The 17,281-nt window shown below is 71.4% G+C and carries 17 protein-coding genes; 14 read left to right on the forward strand and 3 right to left on the reverse strand.

Annotation, left to right across the window (positions count from 1 at the left end):
• The first annotated feature begins 180 nt into the window (after positions 1-180).
• From ACFC79_RS24090 to ACFC79_RS24115, 6 genes are all read left to right on the forward strand, one after another.
• Entirely contained in the window at positions 181-1,377 is a 1,197-nt protein-coding gene (locus tag ACFC79_RS24090; protein ID WP_376243393.1) for an argininosuccinate synthase, read from the forward strand.
• Positions 1,378-1,485: 108 nt separating this feature from the next.
• Complete coding sequence (gene argH, locus ACFC79_RS24095) at positions 1,486-2,919, forward strand: argininosuccinate lyase (protein WP_376243395.1); 1,434 nt, start codon at positions 1,486-1,488, stop codon at positions 2,917-2,919.
• Positions 2,920-3,048: 129 nt separating this feature from the next.
• Positions 3,049-4,020, forward strand: a complete 972-nt coding sequence (locus ACFC79_RS24100) for an aldo/keto reductase (RefSeq protein ID WP_376243398.1) — start codon at positions 3,049-3,051, stop codon at positions 4,018-4,020.
• A 109-nt stretch (positions 4,021-4,129) separates the two neighbouring features.
• Positions 4,130-5,002, forward strand: coding sequence for a sigma-70 family RNA polymerase sigma factor (locus ACFC79_RS24105; protein WP_376243401.1), 873 nt, complete (start codon positions 4,130-4,132; stop codon positions 5,000-5,002).
• 297 nt (positions 5,003-5,299) lie between these two features.
• Complete coding sequence (locus ACFC79_RS24110) at positions 5,300-5,851, forward strand: TetR/AcrR family transcriptional regulator (protein ID WP_376243404.1); 552 nt, start codon at positions 5,300-5,302, stop codon at positions 5,849-5,851.
• A complete protein-coding gene (locus tag ACFC79_RS24115) occupies positions 5,848-7,392 on the forward strand; it encodes an MFS transporter (RefSeq protein ID WP_376243407.1) in 1,545 nt (514 codons plus the stop codon). The genes ACFC79_RS24110 and ACFC79_RS24115 overlap by 4 nt, the downstream gene beginning before the upstream one ends.
• Before the next feature lie 107 nt (positions 7,393-7,499).
• Here the strand turns inward: ACFC79_RS24115 and ACFC79_RS24120 are convergent, their stop codons facing one another.
• On the reverse strand, positions 7,500-8,171 hold the full coding sequence (locus ACFC79_RS24120) for a lysophospholipid acyltransferase family protein (RefSeq protein WP_376243410.1): 672 nt from the start codon (positions 8,169-8,171) through the stop codon (positions 7,500-7,502).
• Between the two features lie 232 nt (positions 8,172-8,403).
• Here ACFC79_RS24120 and ACFC79_RS24125 point away from each other — a divergent pair, with 232 nt between their 5' ends.
• The 3 genes from ACFC79_RS24125 to ACFC79_RS24135 all read left to right on the forward strand — a co-directional run bounded on the left by ACFC79_RS24125 (position 8,404) and on the right by ACFC79_RS24135 (position 10,796).
• Complete coding sequence (locus ACFC79_RS24125; protein ID WP_376243413.1) at positions 8,404-9,579, forward strand: glycerophosphodiester phosphodiesterase; 1,176 nt, start codon at positions 8,404-8,406, stop codon at positions 9,577-9,579.
• Between the two features lie 111 nt (positions 9,580-9,690).
• Positions 9,691-10,302 (forward strand): sigma-70 family RNA polymerase sigma factor, encoded by a 612-nt coding sequence (locus ACFC79_RS24130; RefSeq protein ID WP_376243416.1) that lies wholly within the window; start codon positions 9,691-9,693, stop codon positions 10,300-10,302.
• The gene (locus ACFC79_RS24135; RefSeq protein WP_376243419.1) at positions 10,293-10,796 is read left to right on the forward strand and encodes a GNAT family N-acetyltransferase; all 504 of its coding nucleotides are present in this window, start codon (positions 10,293-10,295) and stop codon (positions 10,794-10,796) included. The genes ACFC79_RS24130 and ACFC79_RS24135 overlap by 10 nt, the downstream gene beginning before the upstream one ends.
• A 58-nt stretch (positions 10,797-10,854) precedes the next feature.
• Here the strand turns inward: ACFC79_RS24135 and ACFC79_RS24140 are convergent, their stop codons facing one another.
• Entirely contained in the window at positions 10,855-11,292 is a 438-nt protein-coding gene (locus ACFC79_RS24140; RefSeq protein WP_376243422.1) for a hypothetical protein, read from the reverse strand.
• A 2-nt stretch (positions 11,293-11,294) separates the two neighbouring features.
• On the reverse strand, positions 11,295-11,654 hold the full coding sequence (locus ACFC79_RS24145; RefSeq protein ID WP_376243425.1) for a hypothetical protein: 360 nt from the start codon (positions 11,652-11,654) through the stop codon (positions 11,295-11,297).
• Between the two features lie 626 nt (positions 11,655-12,280).
• Between ACFC79_RS24145 and ACFC79_RS24150 the strand changes: the two genes are divergently transcribed.
• The 5 genes from ACFC79_RS24150 to cbiE all read left to right on the forward strand — a co-directional run bounded on the left by ACFC79_RS24150 (position 12,281) and on the right by cbiE (position 17,118).
• Entirely contained in the window at positions 12,281-13,342 is a 1,062-nt protein-coding gene (locus tag ACFC79_RS24150) for a methionine ABC transporter ATP-binding protein (RefSeq protein WP_376243428.1), read from the forward strand.
• The gene (locus ACFC79_RS24155) at positions 13,339-14,010 is read left to right on the forward strand and encodes a methionine ABC transporter permease (RefSeq protein ID WP_376243431.1); all 672 of its coding nucleotides are present in this window, start codon (positions 13,339-13,341) and stop codon (positions 14,008-14,010) included. Before ACFC79_RS24150 ends, ACFC79_RS24155 begins: the two co-directional genes overlap by 4 nt.
• Positions 14,011-14,077: 67 nt before the next feature.
• Positions 14,078-14,944: a MetQ/NlpA family ABC transporter substrate-binding protein gene (locus tag ACFC79_RS24160; RefSeq protein WP_376243434.1), complete on the forward strand. Its 867-nt coding sequence runs from the start codon at positions 14,078-14,080 to the stop codon at positions 14,942-14,944.
• Positions 14,945-15,047: 103 nt separating this feature from the next.
• Positions 15,048-15,725, forward strand: coding sequence for a GNAT family N-acetyltransferase (locus ACFC79_RS24165; RefSeq protein WP_376243437.1), 678 nt, complete (start codon positions 15,048-15,050; stop codon positions 15,723-15,725).
• A gap of 115 nt (positions 15,726-15,840) precedes the next feature.
• Positions 15,841-17,118, forward strand: a complete 1,278-nt coding sequence (cbiE, locus tag ACFC79_RS24170) for a precorrin-6y C5,15-methyltransferase (decarboxylating) subunit CbiE (protein ID WP_376243440.1) — start codon at positions 15,841-15,843, stop codon at positions 17,116-17,118.
• Positions 17,119-17,281: the final 163 nt, after the last annotated feature.

Here is a 17,281-nt window from a genome sequence, read left to right on the forward strand (position 1 = left end):
GGAAAGCCGTTTCGACCGGTGGGACGGTCCGTCGGCCGGGGGCGTCGCGTCCCGGCCGGTCCCGACCTGCCGGGACGTCGTCCGAACCTCCGCGGCACGCCGCTCACCAGCACCTTTGACAAAACATACGGAGCACTGCATAGTTATACCCATCAGTGATTGCACCTTAAGGAGAAACCCGTGACCGAGCGCGTCGTACTCGCTTACTCGGGCGGCCTGGACACCTCCGTCGCCATCGGCTGGATCGCCGAGGAGACGGGCGCCGAGGTCATCGCCGTCGCCGTGGACGTCGGCCAGGGCGGCGAGGACCTGGACGTGATCCGCAAGCGCGCGCTCGCCTGCGGTGCCGTCGAGGCCGAGGTCGCGGACGCCAAGGACGAGTTCGCCGAGGGATACTGCCTCCCGGCGATCAAGGCCAACGCCCTCTACATGGACCGCTATCCGCTGGTCTCGGCCCTCTCCCGGCCGGCCATCGTCAAGCACCTGGTCGCCGCGGCAGAGAAGCACGGCGCCGGCATCGTCGCCCACGGCTGCACCGGCAAGGGCAACGACCAGGTCCGCTTCGAGGCCGGCATCTCCGCGCTCGGCCCGGACCTGAAGTGCATCGCCCCGGTCCGCGACTACGCGATGACCCGCGACAAGGCGATCGCCTTCTGCGAGGAGAAGAACCTCCCGATCGCGACCACCAAGAAGTCCCCGTACTCCATCGACCAGAACGTCTTCGGGCGCGCCGTCGAGACGGGCTTCCTGGAGGACATCTGGAACGCGCCGATCGAGGACATCTACGAGTACACCGAGAACCCGGCCGCCCCCCGGGAGGCCGACGAGGTCGTCATCTCCTTCAAGGAGGGCGTCCCGGTGGCCATCGACGGCAAGCCCGTCACCGTCCTCCAGGCCATCCAGCAGCTCAACCAGCGGGCCGGCGCCCAGGGCATCGGTCGGCTCGACATGGTCGAGGACCGGCTCGTCGGCATCAAGTCCCGTGAGGTGTACGAGGCCCCGGGCGCGATCGCGCTGATCACCGCCCACCAGGAGCTGGAGAACGTCACCGTCGAGCGCGAGCTGGCCCGCTACAAGCGGCAGGTCGAGCAGCGCTGGGGCGAGCTCGTCTACGACGGCCTGTGGTTCTCGCCGCTCAAGCGCGCCCTGGACGGCTTCATCGAGGAGGCCAACCAGCACGTCACCGGCGACATCCGGATGACCATGCACGCGGGCCGCGCCGTCGTCACCGGCCGCAGGTCCGAGCAGTCGCTCTACGACTTCAACCTCGCCACCTACGACTCGGGCGACACGTTCGACCAGTCCAAGGCGCAGGGCTTCATCGAGATCTTCGGCCTGTCCTCGAAGATCGCGGCGAAGCGCGATCTGCAGGCATAGCCTGATACCGACCTGGCCTGACCCTCCGTGGTCACGTCACCGCCTCCCCGGCCCTCCGTGCGGGGAGGCGGTCGCACATCCACCCCTTGTTCTTCCGAGGAGCACGCAGTGAGCAACGGCAACGGCACCAGCGACGTCCGCCTCTGGGGCGCCCGCTTCGCCGACGGTCCGGCCGAGGCGCTGGCCAAGCTGTCCGCCTCCGTCCACTTCGACTGGCGGCTCGCGCCGTACGACATCGCCGGCTCCCGTGCCCACGCACGCGTGCTGAACAAGGCGGGCCTGCTCACCCGGGACGAGCTGGACCGCATGATCGCCGGGCTCGACCGGCTGGAATCCGACGTCGCGGACGGTACGTTCACCGGTACCGTCGCCGACGAGGACGTGCACACCGCGCTGGAGCGGGGCCTGCTGGAGCGGCTCGGCCCGGACCTCGGCGGCAAGCTGCGGGCCGGACGGTCCCGCAACGACCAGATCGCCACGCTCTTCCGGATGTACCTGCGCGACCACGCCCGGATCATCGGCGGCCTGATCGCCGAGCTCCAGGGCGCCCTGGTCGGCCTCGCCGAGGCGCACCCGGACGTCGCGATGCCCGGCCGCACCCACCTCCAGCACGCCCAGCCGGTGCTCTTCGCCCACCACGTGCTGGCGCATGCGCAGGCCCTGTCCCGGGACGCCGAGCGGCTGCGCCAGTGGGACGAGCGGACCGCGGTCTCCCCGTACGGTTCCGGTGCCCTCGCCGGTTCGTCGCTCGGCCTGGACCCGGAGGCGGTCGCCGCGGAGCTGGGCTTCGGACGCGGCTCGGTCGGCAACTCGATCGACGGCACCGCGTCGCGCGATTTCGTCGCCGAGTTCGCCTTCATCACCGCGATGATCGGGGTGAACCTCTCCCGGATCGCGGAGGAGGTCATCATCTGGAACACGAAGGAGTTCTCCTTCGTGACGCTGCACGACGCCTTCTCCACCGGCTCCTCGATCATGCCGCAGAAGAAGAACCCGGACATCGCCGAGCTGGCCCGGGGCAAGTCCGGCCGGCTGATCGGCAATCTGACCGGCCTGCTGGCCACGCTGAAGGCCCTCCCGCTCGCCTACAACCGGGACCTCCAGGAGGACAAGGAGCCGGTCTTCGACTCCTGCGACCAGCTGGAGGTCCTGCTGCCCGCCTTCACCGGCATGATGGCCACCCTGACCGTCCATCGCGAGCGCATGGAGGAGCTGGCGCCGGCCGGATTCTCGCTCGCCACCGATGTCGCCGAGTGGCTGGTCAAGCAGGGCGTCCCGTTCCGGGTCGCGCACGAGGTCGCGGGTGCGTGCGTCAAGGAGTGCGAGCAGCACGGCATCGAGCTCGACCAGCTGACCGACGAGCAGTTCGCCAAGATCTCCGAGCACCTGACCCCCGAGGTCCGCACGGTCCTGAACGTGCCCGGTGCACTCGCGTCCCGCAGCGGCCGCGGCGGCACGGCCCCGTCGGCGGTGGCCGTCCAGCTCGCCGAGGTGAAGGCGGACCTCGCGGTCCAGGAGGCGTGGACGGCCGCGAAGAACTGACCGGCGCACCGGACGGCGAGGCCGGGCAGGGGCGGGCGGCGCGGGTGCGTTGCCCGCCCTCCGGTTTCCGGGCGGCCGGGTTACGTTGATCTCGACGGGGGAGCGCATCCGACCGACGAGGAGCCCACGATGCCGTTCGCCAGGCTGGCCGCAGCCACGACGCCGACCGCCCACATCGGACTCGGCCTGGCGGCGGTCGGCAGACCCGGATACATCACTCTTCACCGCGACCGCGACCTGCCCGCCGACCGCGGCGTCGAGGCGCTGCGCGGGCGCACCCACGAGCTGCTGGACGCCGCCTACGCGCAGGGGGTCCGCTACGTCGACGTGGCCCGCTCCTACGGCCGTTCGGAGGAATTCCTCGCCGACTGGCTCCATGCGCACCCGGAGGCGGACGACGTCGTCGTGGGCAGCAAATGGGGCTACACCTACACCGCCGACTGGAACGTCGAGGCCGAGGCCCACGAGGTCAAGGACCACGGACTCGACACATATCTGCGCCAGCGCGCCGAGACGGACGCACTGCTCGGCGACCGGCTCGACCTCTACCAGATCCACTCGGTGACCGCGGACAGCCCCGCCCTCACCGACAAGGAACTGCACGCGCGGCTCGCCGAACTCGCCGCGGAGGGCGTCACCGTCGGCCTCTCCACCAGCGGGCCCGGCCAGGCCGACGCCATCCGGGCCGCCCTCGCCGTCACGGTCGACGGCGAGTCGCTGTTCCGTACCGTCCAGGCCACGTACAACGCCCTGGAGACCTCGGCCGGGGCGGCGCTCGCGGAGGCGCACGACGCCGGGCTCACGGTGATCATCAAGGAGGCCGTGGCGAACGGCCGGCTGGCGGGCACGGACGCCCCGGCGGTGATCCGGGAGATCGCCGCCGAGGCGGGCCTGGGCGCCGACGCGATCGCGCTGGGCTTCGTCCTGCACCAGCCATGGGCGGGTGTGGTGCTCTCGGGCGCGGCGACCGTCGACCAGCTCGCCGGGAACCTGCACGCGCCCGTCGTCGACCTGGACGAGGAACGGCGCTCCCGGCTCGACGCCCTGGTGGAGGAACCGGAGGCGTACTGGCGCCACCGGGCCTCGCTGCCCTGGAGCTGAGCCCCGGGCCGGGCCGGGGAACGTCGCCCGGGCGTGGCCGCTCCGCCTGTCACATCGGCGGCCCCGGTTCCGTCGGAACAGTGACGGAACACTGGGGAGGAAGACGACTGTGGACGCACACGAGACCCTGGCGGAACGGTTCGAGGAGAACCGGGACCGGCTGAGGGCGGTGGCCCATCGGATGCTCGGCTCGACGAGCGAGGCGGAGGACGCGGTCCAGGAGGCATGGATCCGGCTCAGCCGCTCCGACAGCAGGGCGATCGACAACCTGGGCGGCTGGCTGACGACGGTGGTGGGCCGGGTGTGCCTGGACATGCTGCGCGCCCGGCGTTCCCGGCGCGAGGAACCGCTGGACGCCCGAGCGCCCGGGACGGGCGCACCGGTGCTCGGGGCCGGGCCGGATGCCGACCCCGAGCAGCAGGCGCTCACCGCCGACTCGGTCGGTCTGGCGATGCTGGTGGTGCTCGAAACGCTGGACCCCGCCGAGCGGCTCGCCTTCGTCCTGCACGACATGTTCGCCGTGCCCTTCGACGAGATCGCCCGCATCGTGGACCGCACCCCGGCCGCTGCCCGGCAGCTCGCCAGCCGGGCCCGGCGCCGGGTACGGGGAGTTCCCCCGGTGCCGGACCCCGGCCACGCGCGCAGGCGCGAGGTCGTCGACGCGTTCCTGGCCGCCGCCCGGGGCGGCGACTTCGCGGCACTGCTCGCGGTGCTCGACCCGGACGTGGTCCTGCGGCCCGACGCGGACGCCCCGGTGCGGGGCGCGGCCGCGGTCGCCCGCCGGGCGACCATGTTCGCCCCCTTCGCCCGGTCGTCGCGGCACGCACTGGTGGACGGCGCCCCGGCCGTGATCGCCACGACCGGGGACGGCGGGTTCTCCGTCATGACCTTCACCGTCGTGCGGGGGAGGATCGTCGAGATGTCCGTGGTCGGCGACCCGAGCGGACTGCCCGGCCTCGACCTGACCGTCCTCGACGACTGACGACTGACGACTGACCACCGGCGGCCGTCGACGGTGCTCGGGCCGGGGCCCGGGGCGGCGCGCGGTGCGGGGTGGGCGGGGGACGGCGGCCGCATCGGGCGGCCGGGCCCGCGGGGCGCGGCTTCCCGCCCCGGCCCGGGGCCCGCCCCACCCGCGCGACGAGCGGCGCGGGGTCGCCCGGGAGCGGTCCCGGACGCGGGCCGAACCGGGGACGGAATAGGACATCGGCCTCGCGCTCCCGTGGGCGCGTCGATAGTTCATGAGACATTCATGTCTCACATGGGTTATCGTCGTCTCATGACTGTGGACCGTGAACAGGTGCTGCGCAGCGCCGCCGCTCTGCTGACCCGTAGATCGACCGCCACCATGGACGAGGTGGCCAGAGCCGCGGGCATCGGGCGCGCCACCCTGCACCGGCACTTCGCGGGACGAGACGCCCTGGTCAAGGCCCTGGAGAACCTGGGCATCCAGGAAGTCGAAGCGGCTCTGGACGCCGCCGCGCTCGACCGGGGCACGTCCGAGGAGGCCCTGCGCCGGCTGATCGCGGCCGTCGAGCCGAGCGCCGGGCTGCTCTCCTTCCTCGTCACCGAGAACCAGCTCTTCGAGGGTGACGTGGTGAACGAGGGCTGGGACCGGCTCGACGCCCGGGTCTCCGCCTTCTTCCGCCGGGGCCAGGAGCGCGGGGAGTTCCGGATCGACCTCACCCCCGCCTGGCTGACCGAGGCCCTCTACGGGCTCGTCTCCAGCGGCGCCTGGGCCGTCCAGGCGGGCCGGGTCGCCGGCCAGGACTTCTCGTACATGATCGCCGAGTTGCTGCTCGGCGGAGCACGCCGGAGCGTGGAACGATGAGCACACTCGACCGGCATGCCGAGGCCCCGCAGGAGTTGCGCCGTCCCGGGCGGTGGGTCGCCCTGGCCGTCCTTGTCCTCGCGGTACTGCTGGTGGCCGTGGACGCCACCGTCCTCGGCCTCGCCACCCCGTTCCTCACCGAGGACCTCAAGCCGTCCGGCACCCAGCTGCTCTGGATCGGCGACGTCTACTCCTTCGTCATCGCCGGTCTCCTGGTCTCCATGGGCAGCCTCGGCGACCGCATCGGGCGCAAGAAGCTGCTGCTGTGCGGCGCGATCGCGTTCGGCGCGGTCTCCGTGCTCAACGCGTACGCGAGCAGCCCCGAGATGATGATCGTGGCGAGGGCGCTGCTCGGCGTGGCGGGCGCCACCCTGATGCCGTCCACACTCGCCCTGATCCGCAACCTCTTCCACGATCCGCGCGAGCGCAGTCTCGCCATCGGCATCTGGGGAGCCATGGCCTCCGCGGGCGCGGCCGTCGGCCCCGTCGTGGGCGGATTCCTCCTGGAACACTTCTGGTGGGGCTCGGTCTTCCTCATCAACCTGCCCGTCATGGCCGTTCTCGTGGTCGTCGGCTTCAAGATGATCCCGGAGTCGAAGAACCCGGCGCCGGGGCCGTGGGACCTCCCCAGCGTGGCGCTCTCGTTCATCGGCATGATCGGTGTCGTCTACGCGGTCAAGGAGATGGCCGCGCACGGAGTGGGCTGGGGCCCCGCCGTCGCGGGCCTGGGCGGACTGGCAGCGCTCGGCTGGTTCGTGCGCAGGCAGCTCACGCTCCCCGCGCCCCTGCTGGACATGCGGCTCTTCCACCACCGCGGCTTCTCCGGCGCGGTCCTGGCCGACCTGCTGACCATCCTCGGCCTGTCCGGGCTCGTCTTCTTCCTCTCCCAGTTCCTGCAACTGGTGCAGGACCGCCGCCCGCTGGAGGCGGGACTCGCCGAACTGCCCGCGGCCGTCGGCGCGGTCGTCGCGGGACTGATCGCGGGCCGGGCGGCCCGCCGCTACTCCGTGCGGTCGGTGGTGGCGGGCGGGCTCGCGGCGATCGGGCTGGCGCTCGCCGCGGTCACCGTGATCCACAAGGAGACCGGCTACCCGCTGCTCGGCGCGACGCTACTGGTCGTCGGCCTCGGCGCGGGCTTCGCCTTCACCGTCACCGCCGACGTGATCCTCTCCAGCGTCCCGAAGGAACAGGCGGGCGCGGCGGGCGCGGTCTCCGAGACGGCGTACGAACTCGGCGCGGCCCTGGGCATCGCCCTGCTCGGCTCCGTCGTCACCGGCGTCTACCAGACCTTCCCCACGCCGAGGGGCATCCCGTCCGGCAGCGCCGCCGCGGCCCACGACTCACTGGGCGGCGCCGTCGAAGCGGCCCATGGCCTGCCGGCCGGACAGGCGGAGGCACTCGTCTCCGCGGCGCAGGAGTCCTTCGTCGACGGGCTGCGGCTCGCGGCGGCAGGCGGCGCGGCGGTGCTGCTGGCGACGGCCGTCGCGGCCTGGTTCCTGCTGCGCGGCCAGAAGCTGGAGGAGGGCATCGAGCACCCGTAGCCGACCGCCCCGCCCCGTCCCCGCGGTGCTCCAGCAGCACGGAAGGGCCCGTACCCACGAACCGGTGGGTACGGGCCCTTCCGTGCTGCCGCTCGCCGCGCGTCGGTTCAGGCGGCCTTCGCCTTCGTTGCGTACATGTCCACGTACTCCTGGCCGGAGAGCCGCATCACCTCGGCCATCACGGAGTCGGTCACCGCCCGCAGCACGTAGCGGTCGCGGTCCATGCCCTCGTAGCGGGAGAACTCCATGGGGGCACCGAAACGGACCGTCACCTTGCCGGGACGGGGCAGACCGGACCCGGTGGGCTGGAGCTTATCCGTGCCGATCATCGCGAACGGCACCACGGGCGCGCCCGTCATCAGCGTCAGCCGCGCGATGCCGGTACGGCCCCGGTAGAGGCGGCCGTCGGGGGAGCGGGTGCCCTCCGGGTAGATCGCGAACGCCTTGCCCTGCTCCAGCACGCGACGACCCGTCATCAGTGCCGCGACACCGCCCCGGCCGCCGTCCCGGTCCACCGGGATCATGCCGCAGCCGGTGAAGAACCAGGCCATCGCCCGGCCCTTGAGTCCCTTGCCCGTCACGTACTCGTCCTTGCCGATGTAGAACACCGGCCGGTCGCAGCAGAGCGGCATGATCATCGAGTCGATGAACGTCAGGTGGTTGCCCGCGAGGATCACCGGACCGTCCCCGGGGATGTTCTCCACTCCCTCCACCTGGGGGCGGAACATCAGGCGCAAAAACGGTCCGAGCACTGCCTTGATGAGTGCGAGTCGGGACAACGGTTCCTCCGGTGTAGTGGCCGGGCGGCCGGGACGCGGATCGTGGCGGTCCATGCAGGTGAGGACGATACTCGCGGGTTCCCGCCGATCGCACATCGGGTTCATCCAACGGATGGCGGGTGTTGACACGTGTTTCCGCCAAGTTCGTCCAGCTGCCGTTCCCTCGACGGTACGACTGCCTACGCTCGGGCCGCGTCCGACAGGTGCGAGACATCACACGCGAGGAGCATTCATGACAGAGCGCGCGCAGTCAGGTCCCGGCCGCCGAACCATGCTGGGTGCGGGTGCCGCCGTGCTGGGCGCGGCCGCCCTCGGGACGGCCGCCGCCCCGGCCGGTGCCGCCCCGGCCACCGGCAGCGCCCCCGCGCAGTCGGGCGGACACCGCTTCCGCCTCGACCTGCCGGTGCCCACCGTCATCGGCCATCGCGGCACCAGCGGTTACCGGCCGGAGCACACCCTCGGCTCCTACCAGCTCGCGCTCGACATGGGCGCGCACGTCATCGAGCAGGACCTGGTGCCGACCAGGGACGGCCACCTGGTCTGCCGGCACGAGAACGACATCACCGCCACCACCGATGTCGCCGCACACCCCGAGTTCGCGAGCCGCAGGACCACCAAGGAGGTCGACGGCGTCTCCCTCACCGGCTGGTTCACCGAGGACTTCACCCTCGCCGAACTGAAGACGCTCAGGGCCACCGAGCGCATCCCCGGCACCCGGCAGAAGAACACGCTCTACGACGGCCGCTGGGAGATCCCCACCTTCGAGGAGGTCCTGCGCTGGGCCGACCGCGAGGGACGCCGACGCGGGAAGCCGGTCTGGCTGTACGTCGAGACGAAGCACCCCACCTACTTCCGCGGCCTGGGCCTCGGGCTGGAGGAGCCGCTCGTCAAGCTGCTGCGCCGCTACAACCGCCACCGCAGCCAGTCGCCGCTCATCCTCCAGTCCTTCGAGCCCAGCAGCATCCAGCGGCTCTCCCGGCTGGTCGACACCCCCGGCGTCGTCCTCCTCTCCGGAGCGGGCGAGCGCCCGTGGGACTTCGTCGTGTCGGGCGACCCGCGCATCGTCGCCGACCTGGTGAAGCCCGAGGGACTGAAGTGGATCGCGTCCTACGCCCAGGGGATCGGCCCCACCCTGGACCTGATCATCCCCAAGGACTCCTCGGGACGGCTCACCGAGCCGACCACCCTGGTCCGCGACGCGCACGCCCGCGGTCTGGTCCTGCACCCGTACACCATGCGCAACGAGAACACCTTCCTGCCCGCCGACTTCCGGCGCGGCACGGACCCCGCCGCCTACGGCGACGCGTTCGGCGCCTTCCAGGCGTACTTCGCGACGGGCATCGACGGGATCTTCTCCGACAACCCGGACACCGCGCTTCTCGCCGCCGCGGACTTCACCGCACGGTGACCCCGGCGAGGACGCGGTAGCGGCGTCACCACCCGTCCGGGAAATGCCCCGGGCGGGTGGTGCGCGCCGGATACGGCAACCGGCCGTCGGCGCGACGGCGTCGGCCCGTGCATGACGCTTCTTGACCTCGCACCCGCCGGGCCGCCCGGTGACCCCGCGGCCGTCGTCCACGCCCTCCGCCCGCTGGTGAGCGCCGAGGCCATGGCCGAGGCGGCCGCCTCGGCGACCGGCGCGGCGATCGACCCCGCCGATCTCGAACAGGCCGTCTGGCTGCGGCTGCTGGAACGCCTGGCGCGCGACGCGCCACCGGCCCGCGGGGGCCGCTGGGTGCGGGACACCGTACGGGCGGAGGCCCGCCGGGCCCGACGCACCGCACGGCGCGAACGCCCCTACCGCGACGAGACCCTCGCCGACCCGTCCGACTGCCCCGAGCGGATCGCCGTCGGCGCCGACGAACGCCGGGTGCTGCGTGCCGCGGTGGAGCGGCTGCCCGGCCGGTGCGCCCGGCTGCTGTCGGCGATGCTCGCCCCGGGTGACCCGACCTACCGGGAAATCGCAGGGAAGTTGGGTATGTCACAGGGGAGTTTGGGCCCAGTCCGTTCCCGATGCCTTGGATGTCTGCGCAGAATGCTCGCGGCGGAGGTTGTCGCTCCTGTTCCCCGGGAAAGGAGCGTGAGACAACCGGTGGATCAGGTGGGCGGAGGCATGCGCACATGGGCATGAGTGTGATCATCTCGGCGGCGACGGCGCAGGACGCCGAAGAGATCTTGAAGCTTCAGTACCTCTGTTTCCAGAGCGAGGCGGAGCTCTACGGGAACTACCGGATCGACCCGCTCGTCCAGACGCTCGACTCGGTGCGCGCCGAGATCGCCACCCAGTTGGTGTTCGTGGCACGGCTGGGCGACGAGGTCGTCGGCTCGGTCCGCGGTTCCACCGACCGGGACGGCACCGGGCAGATCGCCCGGCTCTGCGTCCACCCCCGGCTCCAGGGGCACGGCCTCGGCGCCCGGCTGCTGCGAGCGGCGGAGTCGGGACTCGCCGACGAGCGCTCGGCCACCCGCTTCCGGCTCCACACCGGACACCGCAGCGAGGGCAATCTGCGGCTGTACCAGCGCGCGGGGTACACCGCGGTGGGCAACGAGAAGGGCGGGGACGGTGTCCTGATGATCCTGCTGGAGAAGGACGCGGCAGCACCCGCGTACGTGACCAGCGCCTGATGCGGTGACACGCCGGGCCCGATCGCTGCCCCTTCGTGCCCGGCCGGGCGCGAAGGGGTCACGAACTCCTGGACCGGCGCAGCCACATCATTCCGGTGACGGGCAGGATCACCGGGATGAACAGGTAGCCCATGCCGTAGTCGGACCAGACGGTGGAGTCCGCGAACGCCGACGGCGCCACCCACGTCCAGGTCCCCACGATCAGCACACCCAGCAGTTCCGCGGCGCAGCACACCAGGGCCGACCGCCGCGCCCGCTCGCCGCCGCGCACCAGCGAGTAGGTGATGAAGCCGTACACGACGGCGGCGACGGCCGACAGCACGTAGGCCAGCGGCGCCTTGTCGAAGTCCAGGATCATCTGCACGATCGACCGGGACGCGGCGGCGACGGTGAACACCCCGTAGAACCAGACCAGCACCCGGCCGGGGCCGGTGCCGAGGTCGAAGGGCTGCTTCTCGGCGGTGCCCGTCGCGGGGGAGCGGTCGGTGTCGGTCACGGTCAGTTTCCCCAGATGTCGTAGAGCCGCACTTCGAGGACGGCCAGCACGACCGCGCCCGCCGCCACCGTCACCGAGCCCCACCGGGTCCGCTCGGAGAGCGACAGGATCCCGGCCGCGGGCACGGCGAGGAAGGCCCCGATCAGATACGCGATGAAGATCGCCATGCTCTGTTCCGGCCGCTCGCCGCGGGCCAGTTGAACGACGCCCACCACCAGCTGGGCCAGCGCCAGCAGCAGGACCACGGCCATTCCGATGAAGTGCCAGTCCTTGGTCGGCTGGTCCCGGTACGCGGCGAGTCCGCACCAGGCGGCGAGGGCGAGCGCGGTCACGGCGACCGCGACCGTCAGGGCGTCAAGCATGAGGCGAGGGTATTACGCGACGATGTGCGCCCCGTTCGCGCCCCCGCCGGACGTCCGTGCCGGACGTTCGTGCCGGACGTCCGTACCGGACCGGTGACCACCGCGGCGGCCGTGGTCTTGGCCACAACGGACAATTCCCCGGAGTGGGGCACCGGCACGGTCGTGACCAGTGGTTTCGGTGCGTTTGTGCAGGTCACGGCCCCAAGGGCGGGATGTGCGATGCCTCGTCGGACCGGTGTACACGCTTGTCCACGTCTGTCCGGCATCCGGACAGACGGATGGCGCGGAACGGACTGTCTGTTTTACTGGGGCCCATGACCACGACGAGCAGCCGCACCCTTGCGACCGAGGCGATCACGACGCCCGGTGCTCGTTGTATGTGTCGAATGCGCGCCTTCTGAGGGCCCCCGCCCGATCCTCGCGCCCCGAAGCGAGACCGAGCCCGCCGCCGTCCGCACCCAGCGGATCGAGCCCGTCCGAGCACCGCTGTCCGGCCGCCGTGCCGTCCCCCAGCCATGCCGAGTCACGCTCGGAACGTCCGATCGGAACGTCCGAACAGTCTCATCAGACGAATGCCCCGTGCCCGGCGGACACCTCGCCGCGCACTCGACAGTGACGGAAACCCTGTGATCACCACTACGGGCCTCACGAAGGTCTACCAGTCGCGCGACCGCGAGGTCACCGCCCTGGACGGCGTCGACCTGCACGTCCGGGAGGGCGAGGTGTACGGCGTCATCGGCCAGAGCGGCGCCGGGAAATCGTCCCTCATCCGATGCGTCAACCTCCTGGAACGTCCCACGTCCGGCACCGTGACCGTGGCCGGCCAGGACCTCACCGCGCTCGCCGGCCGCGGCCGACGGGCCGGCAAGGAACTGCGCCGGGCACGCAGCCGCATCGGCATGGTCTTCCAGCACTTCAACCTGCTGTCCTCCCGCACCGTCCGGGCCAACATCGAACTGCCGCTGGAAATCCTCGGCGTCGACGCCAAGGACCGCTCCCGCAAGGCCCTCGAACTCCTCGACCTGGTCGGTCTCGCCGACAAGGCCAAGGTCTACCCCGGACAGCTCTCCGGCGGCCAGAAGCAGCGCGTCGGCATCGCCCGCGCACTGGCCGGCGATCCCAAGGTGCTGCTCTCCGACGAGGCCACCTCCGCGCTCGACCCGGAGACCACCCGCTCGATCCTCCAACTGCTGCGCGACCTCAACCAGCAGCTCGGTCTCACCGTCCTGCTCATCACGCACGAGATGGACGTCGTCAAGACCGTCTGCGACTCCGCCGCGCTGATGCGCAAGGGGCGCGTCGTCGAGTCCGGCACCGTCGGCGAGCTGCTCGCCACCCCCGGCTCCGAACTCGCCCACGAACTGTTCCCCGTCGGGGGCGCCGCCTCCGGCCCCGACCGTACCGTCGTCGACGTCACCTTCCACGGCGACTCCGCCACCCAACCGGTGATCTCGCAGCTCTCCCGCACGTACAACATCGACATCTCGATCCTGGGCGCCGCGATGGACACCGTCGGCGGCAGGCAGATCGGCCGGATGCGCATCGAACTGCCCGGACGCTTCGAGGACAACGTCGTCCCGATCGGCTTCCTGCGCGAGCAGGGCCTCCAGACCGAGGTCGTGACCGCCGACGCCGCGGACGTCCCCGCACAGACCCCCGCCCCGCTCACCAAGGAGGTGGCGAAGTGACCTGGTCGGACATGCAGCCCCTGCTCGTCCAGGGGACCGTCGACACCCTCTACATGGTGCTCTGGTCCACCGTCGTCACCGTCCTGGTCGGGCTGCCGCTGGGCATCCTGCTGGTCCTCACCGACAAGGGCGGGCTGCTGCGGAACATCGCGGTGAACAAGGTGATCGGCGCGATCGTGAACATCGGGCGCTCACTGCCCTTCATCATCCTGCTGATCGCGCTGATCCCCTTCACCACCTGGGTCGTCGGCACCTTCATCGGCCCCACCGCGATGATCGTGCCGCTGTCCATCGGCGCCATCCCGTTCTTCGCGCGCCTCGTCGAGACCGCCGTCCGGGAGGTCGACCACGGACTCGTCGAGGCCGTCCAGTCGATGGGCGGATCCATTCCGGTCATCGTCCGCAAGGTCCTGCTGCCGCAGGCGCTGCCCTCGCTCGTCTCCGCCGTCACCACCACCGTGATCGTGCTCATCGGCTACTCCGCGATGGCCGGCGCGGTCGGTGGCGAGGGGCTCGGCTCCAAGGCCGTCACCTACGGATACCAGCGCTTCGACAACCAGTTCATGCTCATCACCGTCGCGCTGCTCGTCGTCATCGTGACCGTGATCCAGCTGATCGGCGACGGAGCCGTACGGCTGCTGGCCCGCCGCGGCCGCACCACCACCTGAGACTTTCTCCTCCAGAGCCCGAACTCCTTGTCCGGGCGCACCACCCTCACCGAAAGAGGCACTTTTCGTGCGCAAGAACACCAAGATCGCCGCAACCGCCGCCGTCACCGCCGCCCTGGCCCTGGGCCTCGGCGCCTGCGGCACGGACTCCGACCCCGCGTCCAAGAGCGGCACGGGTGCCGAGGCCGACACCTCCAAGGCGCTCGTCGTCGCCGCGTCCCCGACGCCGCACGCCGACATCCTCGACTTCGTCAAGAAGAACCTGGCGGAGAAGGAGGGCCTCAAGCTGGAGGTCAAGGAGTTCACCGACTACGTCCTGCCGAACACCGCCACCGAGACCGGCCAGGTCGACGCCAACTTCTTCCAGCACCAGCCGTACCTCGACGACTTCAACAAGAAGAAGAACACCCACCTGGTCTCCGTCGGCACCGTCCACCTGGAGCCCCTCGGTGTCTACTCCAAGAAGATCGACGACATCAAGGACATCAAGGCCGGCCAGACCATCGCCGTGCCCAACGACACCACCAACGAGGGCCGCGCCCTCCAACTGCTCGCCCAGAACGGTCTGATCACCCTCAAGGCAGGCGTCGGCACCGATGCCAGTCTGAGCGACATCACCGACAAGAAGGGCCTGGAGTTCAAGGAGCTGGAGGCCGCCACGGTGCCCCGCGCCCTGAACGACGTCGACGCGGCCGTCATCAACGGCAACTACGCCATCGAGGCCGGCCTCAAGCCCACCAAGGACGCCCTGGCCACGGAGAAGGCCGACGGCAACCCCTACGCCAACATCGTCGTCGTGAAGAAGGGCAACGAGAAGGACGCCCGCGTCGAGAAGTTGGTGAAGCTGCTGCACTCCGACGAGGTCAAGAAGTACATCGAGGACACCTACCGGGGCTCGGTCGTCCCGGCCTTCGGCACGGCAGCCAAGTCCTGACCCCCGCACGGCTCTTGTCCGACGAGCCCCGCGCACCCCGAGCACGGGGGCGCGGGGCTCCGTCGTGCGGACCCGGCCATGCGCGCCCTCGCCCGGATGCTGCATGCTGTGCCTTTACACGGTCTTCGGCATGGAGCTGCGCATGACTTCCACCTTCCCGGACATCTCCATCAGCACGGACCGGTTGGTGCTGCGCCCGTTCGACATGGTGGACGTCCCCGCGTACATCGAGATGATGAACGACGAACTCGTCACCGCGTGGATCGACGCCCCCCACCCCTACACCCAGGTCGATGCCGAACGCTGGGTCCGCCGGATCGCCCCCGCGCAGCGCACCGGCGGTGACGGCATCGTGCTCGCCGTCACCGAGTTCCTCACCCAGCGGCTCGTCGGCTCGGTCCGCCTGCGCGGCACCGACTGGCGCACCCTCGCCACCGAGGTCTCCTACATCACCGCTCCCTGGGCGCGCGGCGAGGGATACGCCACCGAGGCCGCGCTGGCGCTGGCGCAGTGGCTGTTCCGTGACCGGGGCTTCGAACGCATGGAACTGCGCACCCCCGCCGACAACACCTCCGCCCAGCAGGTCGCCCAGAAACTCGGCTGCATCAGCGAGGGCGTCCTGCGCAACGCCCGCATAGTCCGCACCCGCACCGAGGACGGGGGCTGGACCGACATCAGGACCGACCTGATCGTCTGGGGCCTGCTCCCCGAGGACCTCGAAGGCGTCGCCGAGCAACTCGCCGACGCGGGCGGCTACGGCGCCCACCACGACTGGAACTGACCGCCCCGGGTGCCGCGGGCGCCGCGGGCGCCGCACGAGCCTCAACGGGTACGCTCACCCTGCCCCTCCCTCACGCACATCCCCACCTGCGACAACTCCAGGAGACTGACGACAGATGGCCGATCGGGTCACGGTGATCGGCTGGGACGGCTCGCCACTGACCGGAGCGGCCACGGCTGCCCTCTCGGCCGCCACACTCGTCGCCGGAGCCGCCCACCACCTCGCACTGCCCGCGGTTCCCCCGCACGCCGAGCGGATCCGCTTGGGCTCCATCGACCTGGCCGCCCGCCGGATCGCCGGACACCGCGGCAGCGCCGTCGTCCTCGCCGACGGGGATCCCGGCTTCTTCGGCGTCGTGCGCAACCTCCGTTCACCCGAGCACGGCCTTGAGGTCGAGGTGGTGCCGGCCGTGTCGTCCGTCGCCACCGCCTTCGCCCGTGCCGGCATGCCCTGGGAGGACGCCCAGGTCGTCGTCGCCCACCCCCGCACCCTGCGCCGCGCCGTCAACGTCTGCCGCGCCCACCACAAGGTCGCCGTCCTGACCTCGCCCGGTGCGGGCCCCGCCGAACTCGCCCTGCTCCTCGACGGGATCCACCGCACCTTCGTCGTCTGCGAGGAACTCGGCACCGCGCGCGAACAGGTGAGCGTCGTGACCTCGGACCATGCCGCCGACCACGTCTGGCGCGACCCCAATGTGGTGATCGTCATCGGTGGCGGCACCGAGTCGCAGGCCGCCGGCTCCTGGATCGCCGGCCGGGACCCCGCCGGCCCCCGGGGAGTACGCGGCTGGGCGCTGCCCGCCGAGGCGTACCCCGCCGACACCGCGGCGGTGACCGGCGGTGCCGAGCGCGCCGGGAACGGCCGCGACACCCGTGACCAGAACGGCGAGGGCGAGTCGCCGGGGCTGCGTGCCGCCCAACTGGCCCGGCTGGGCCCCCGCACCGGCGACCTCGTCTGGGACATCGGTTGCGGCGGCGGGGCCCTGGCGGTGGAGGCCGCCCGCTTCGGCGCGGCCGTCCTCGCGGTCGACGGGGACCCGGCCGCCTGCGCCCGCACGGCCGCCGCCGCCCGCGCCTTCGGCGTCCAGGTCCAGGTCGTCGAGGGCCGGGCGCCGCAGGTGCTGGAGCGGCTGCCGGAACCCGATGTCGTACGGATCGGGGGCGGCGGGGTCCCCGTCGTCACCGCCGTCACCGAGCGACGGCCCGAGCGCATCGTGACCCACGCGTCGACGCGGGACGAGGCCGAGGCGCTCGGCGCGGCCCTCGCCGAGAACGGGTACGCCGTCCGGTGCTCGCTCCTCCAGTCCGTCGAACTCGACACGACTGCCTGGTCGGAGCGCGATCGCACGGTCGTGTTCCTGCTGTCGGCGCTCCGTTCGGACCGCGCCCCCTGACCCGGTCCCGGCGTGGCGCGAGGTAGGCTGGCCGATCGTTGCACCGCGGCTGGGCGTTCGTCGCTTCGTTCGTCAATGTCCGGAAAAGGGGACCGTTTTGGTCCCCGTTGTGGTACGGCAGGTCCCGGGACGCGCAACGTGGCGCAGTCCACAGCGGGTCGTG

Origin of the sequence: Streptomyces sp. NPDC056061 (genome assembly GCF_042266885.1) — a bacterium.
Lineage (GTDB): Bacteria > Actinomycetota > Actinomycetes > Streptomycetales > Streptomycetaceae > Streptomyces.

Coding starts and splice junctions, on each gene's coding strand:
- ACFC79_RS24100 (WP_376243398.1), top strand. CDS start 3,049: ATGCCGTTCGCCAGGCTGGCCGCAGCCACGACGCCGACCGCCCACATC.
- ACFC79_RS24110 (WP_376243404.1), top strand. CDS start 5,300: ATGACTGTGGACCGTGAACAGGTGCTGCGCAGCGCCGCCGCTCTGCTG.
- ACFC79_RS24115 (WP_376243407.1), top strand. CDS start 5,848: ATGAGCACACTCGACCGGCATGCCGAGGCCCCGCAGGAGTTGCGCCGT.
- ACFC79_RS24125 (WP_376243413.1), top strand. CDS start 8,404: ATGACAGAGCGCGCGCAGTCAGGTCCCGGCCGCCGAACCATGCTGGGT.
- ACFC79_RS24130 (WP_376243416.1), top strand. CDS start 9,691: ATGACGCTTCTTGACCTCGCACCCGCCGGGCCGCCCGGTGACCCCGCG.
- ACFC79_RS24135 (WP_376243419.1), top strand. CDS start 10,293: ATGGGCATGAGTGTGATCATCTCGGCGGCGACGGCGCAGGACGCCGAA.
- ACFC79_RS24145 (WP_376243425.1), bottom strand. CDS start 11,654: ATGCTTGACGCCCTGACGGTCGCGGTCGCCGTGACCGCGCTCGCCCTC.
- ACFC79_RS24165 (WP_376243437.1), top strand. CDS start 15,048: ATGCTGTGCCTTTACACGGTCTTCGGCATGGAGCTGCGCATGACTTCC.
- cbiE (WP_376243440.1), top strand. CDS start 15,841: ATGGCCGATCGGGTCACGGTGATCGGCTGGGACGGCTCGCCACTGACC.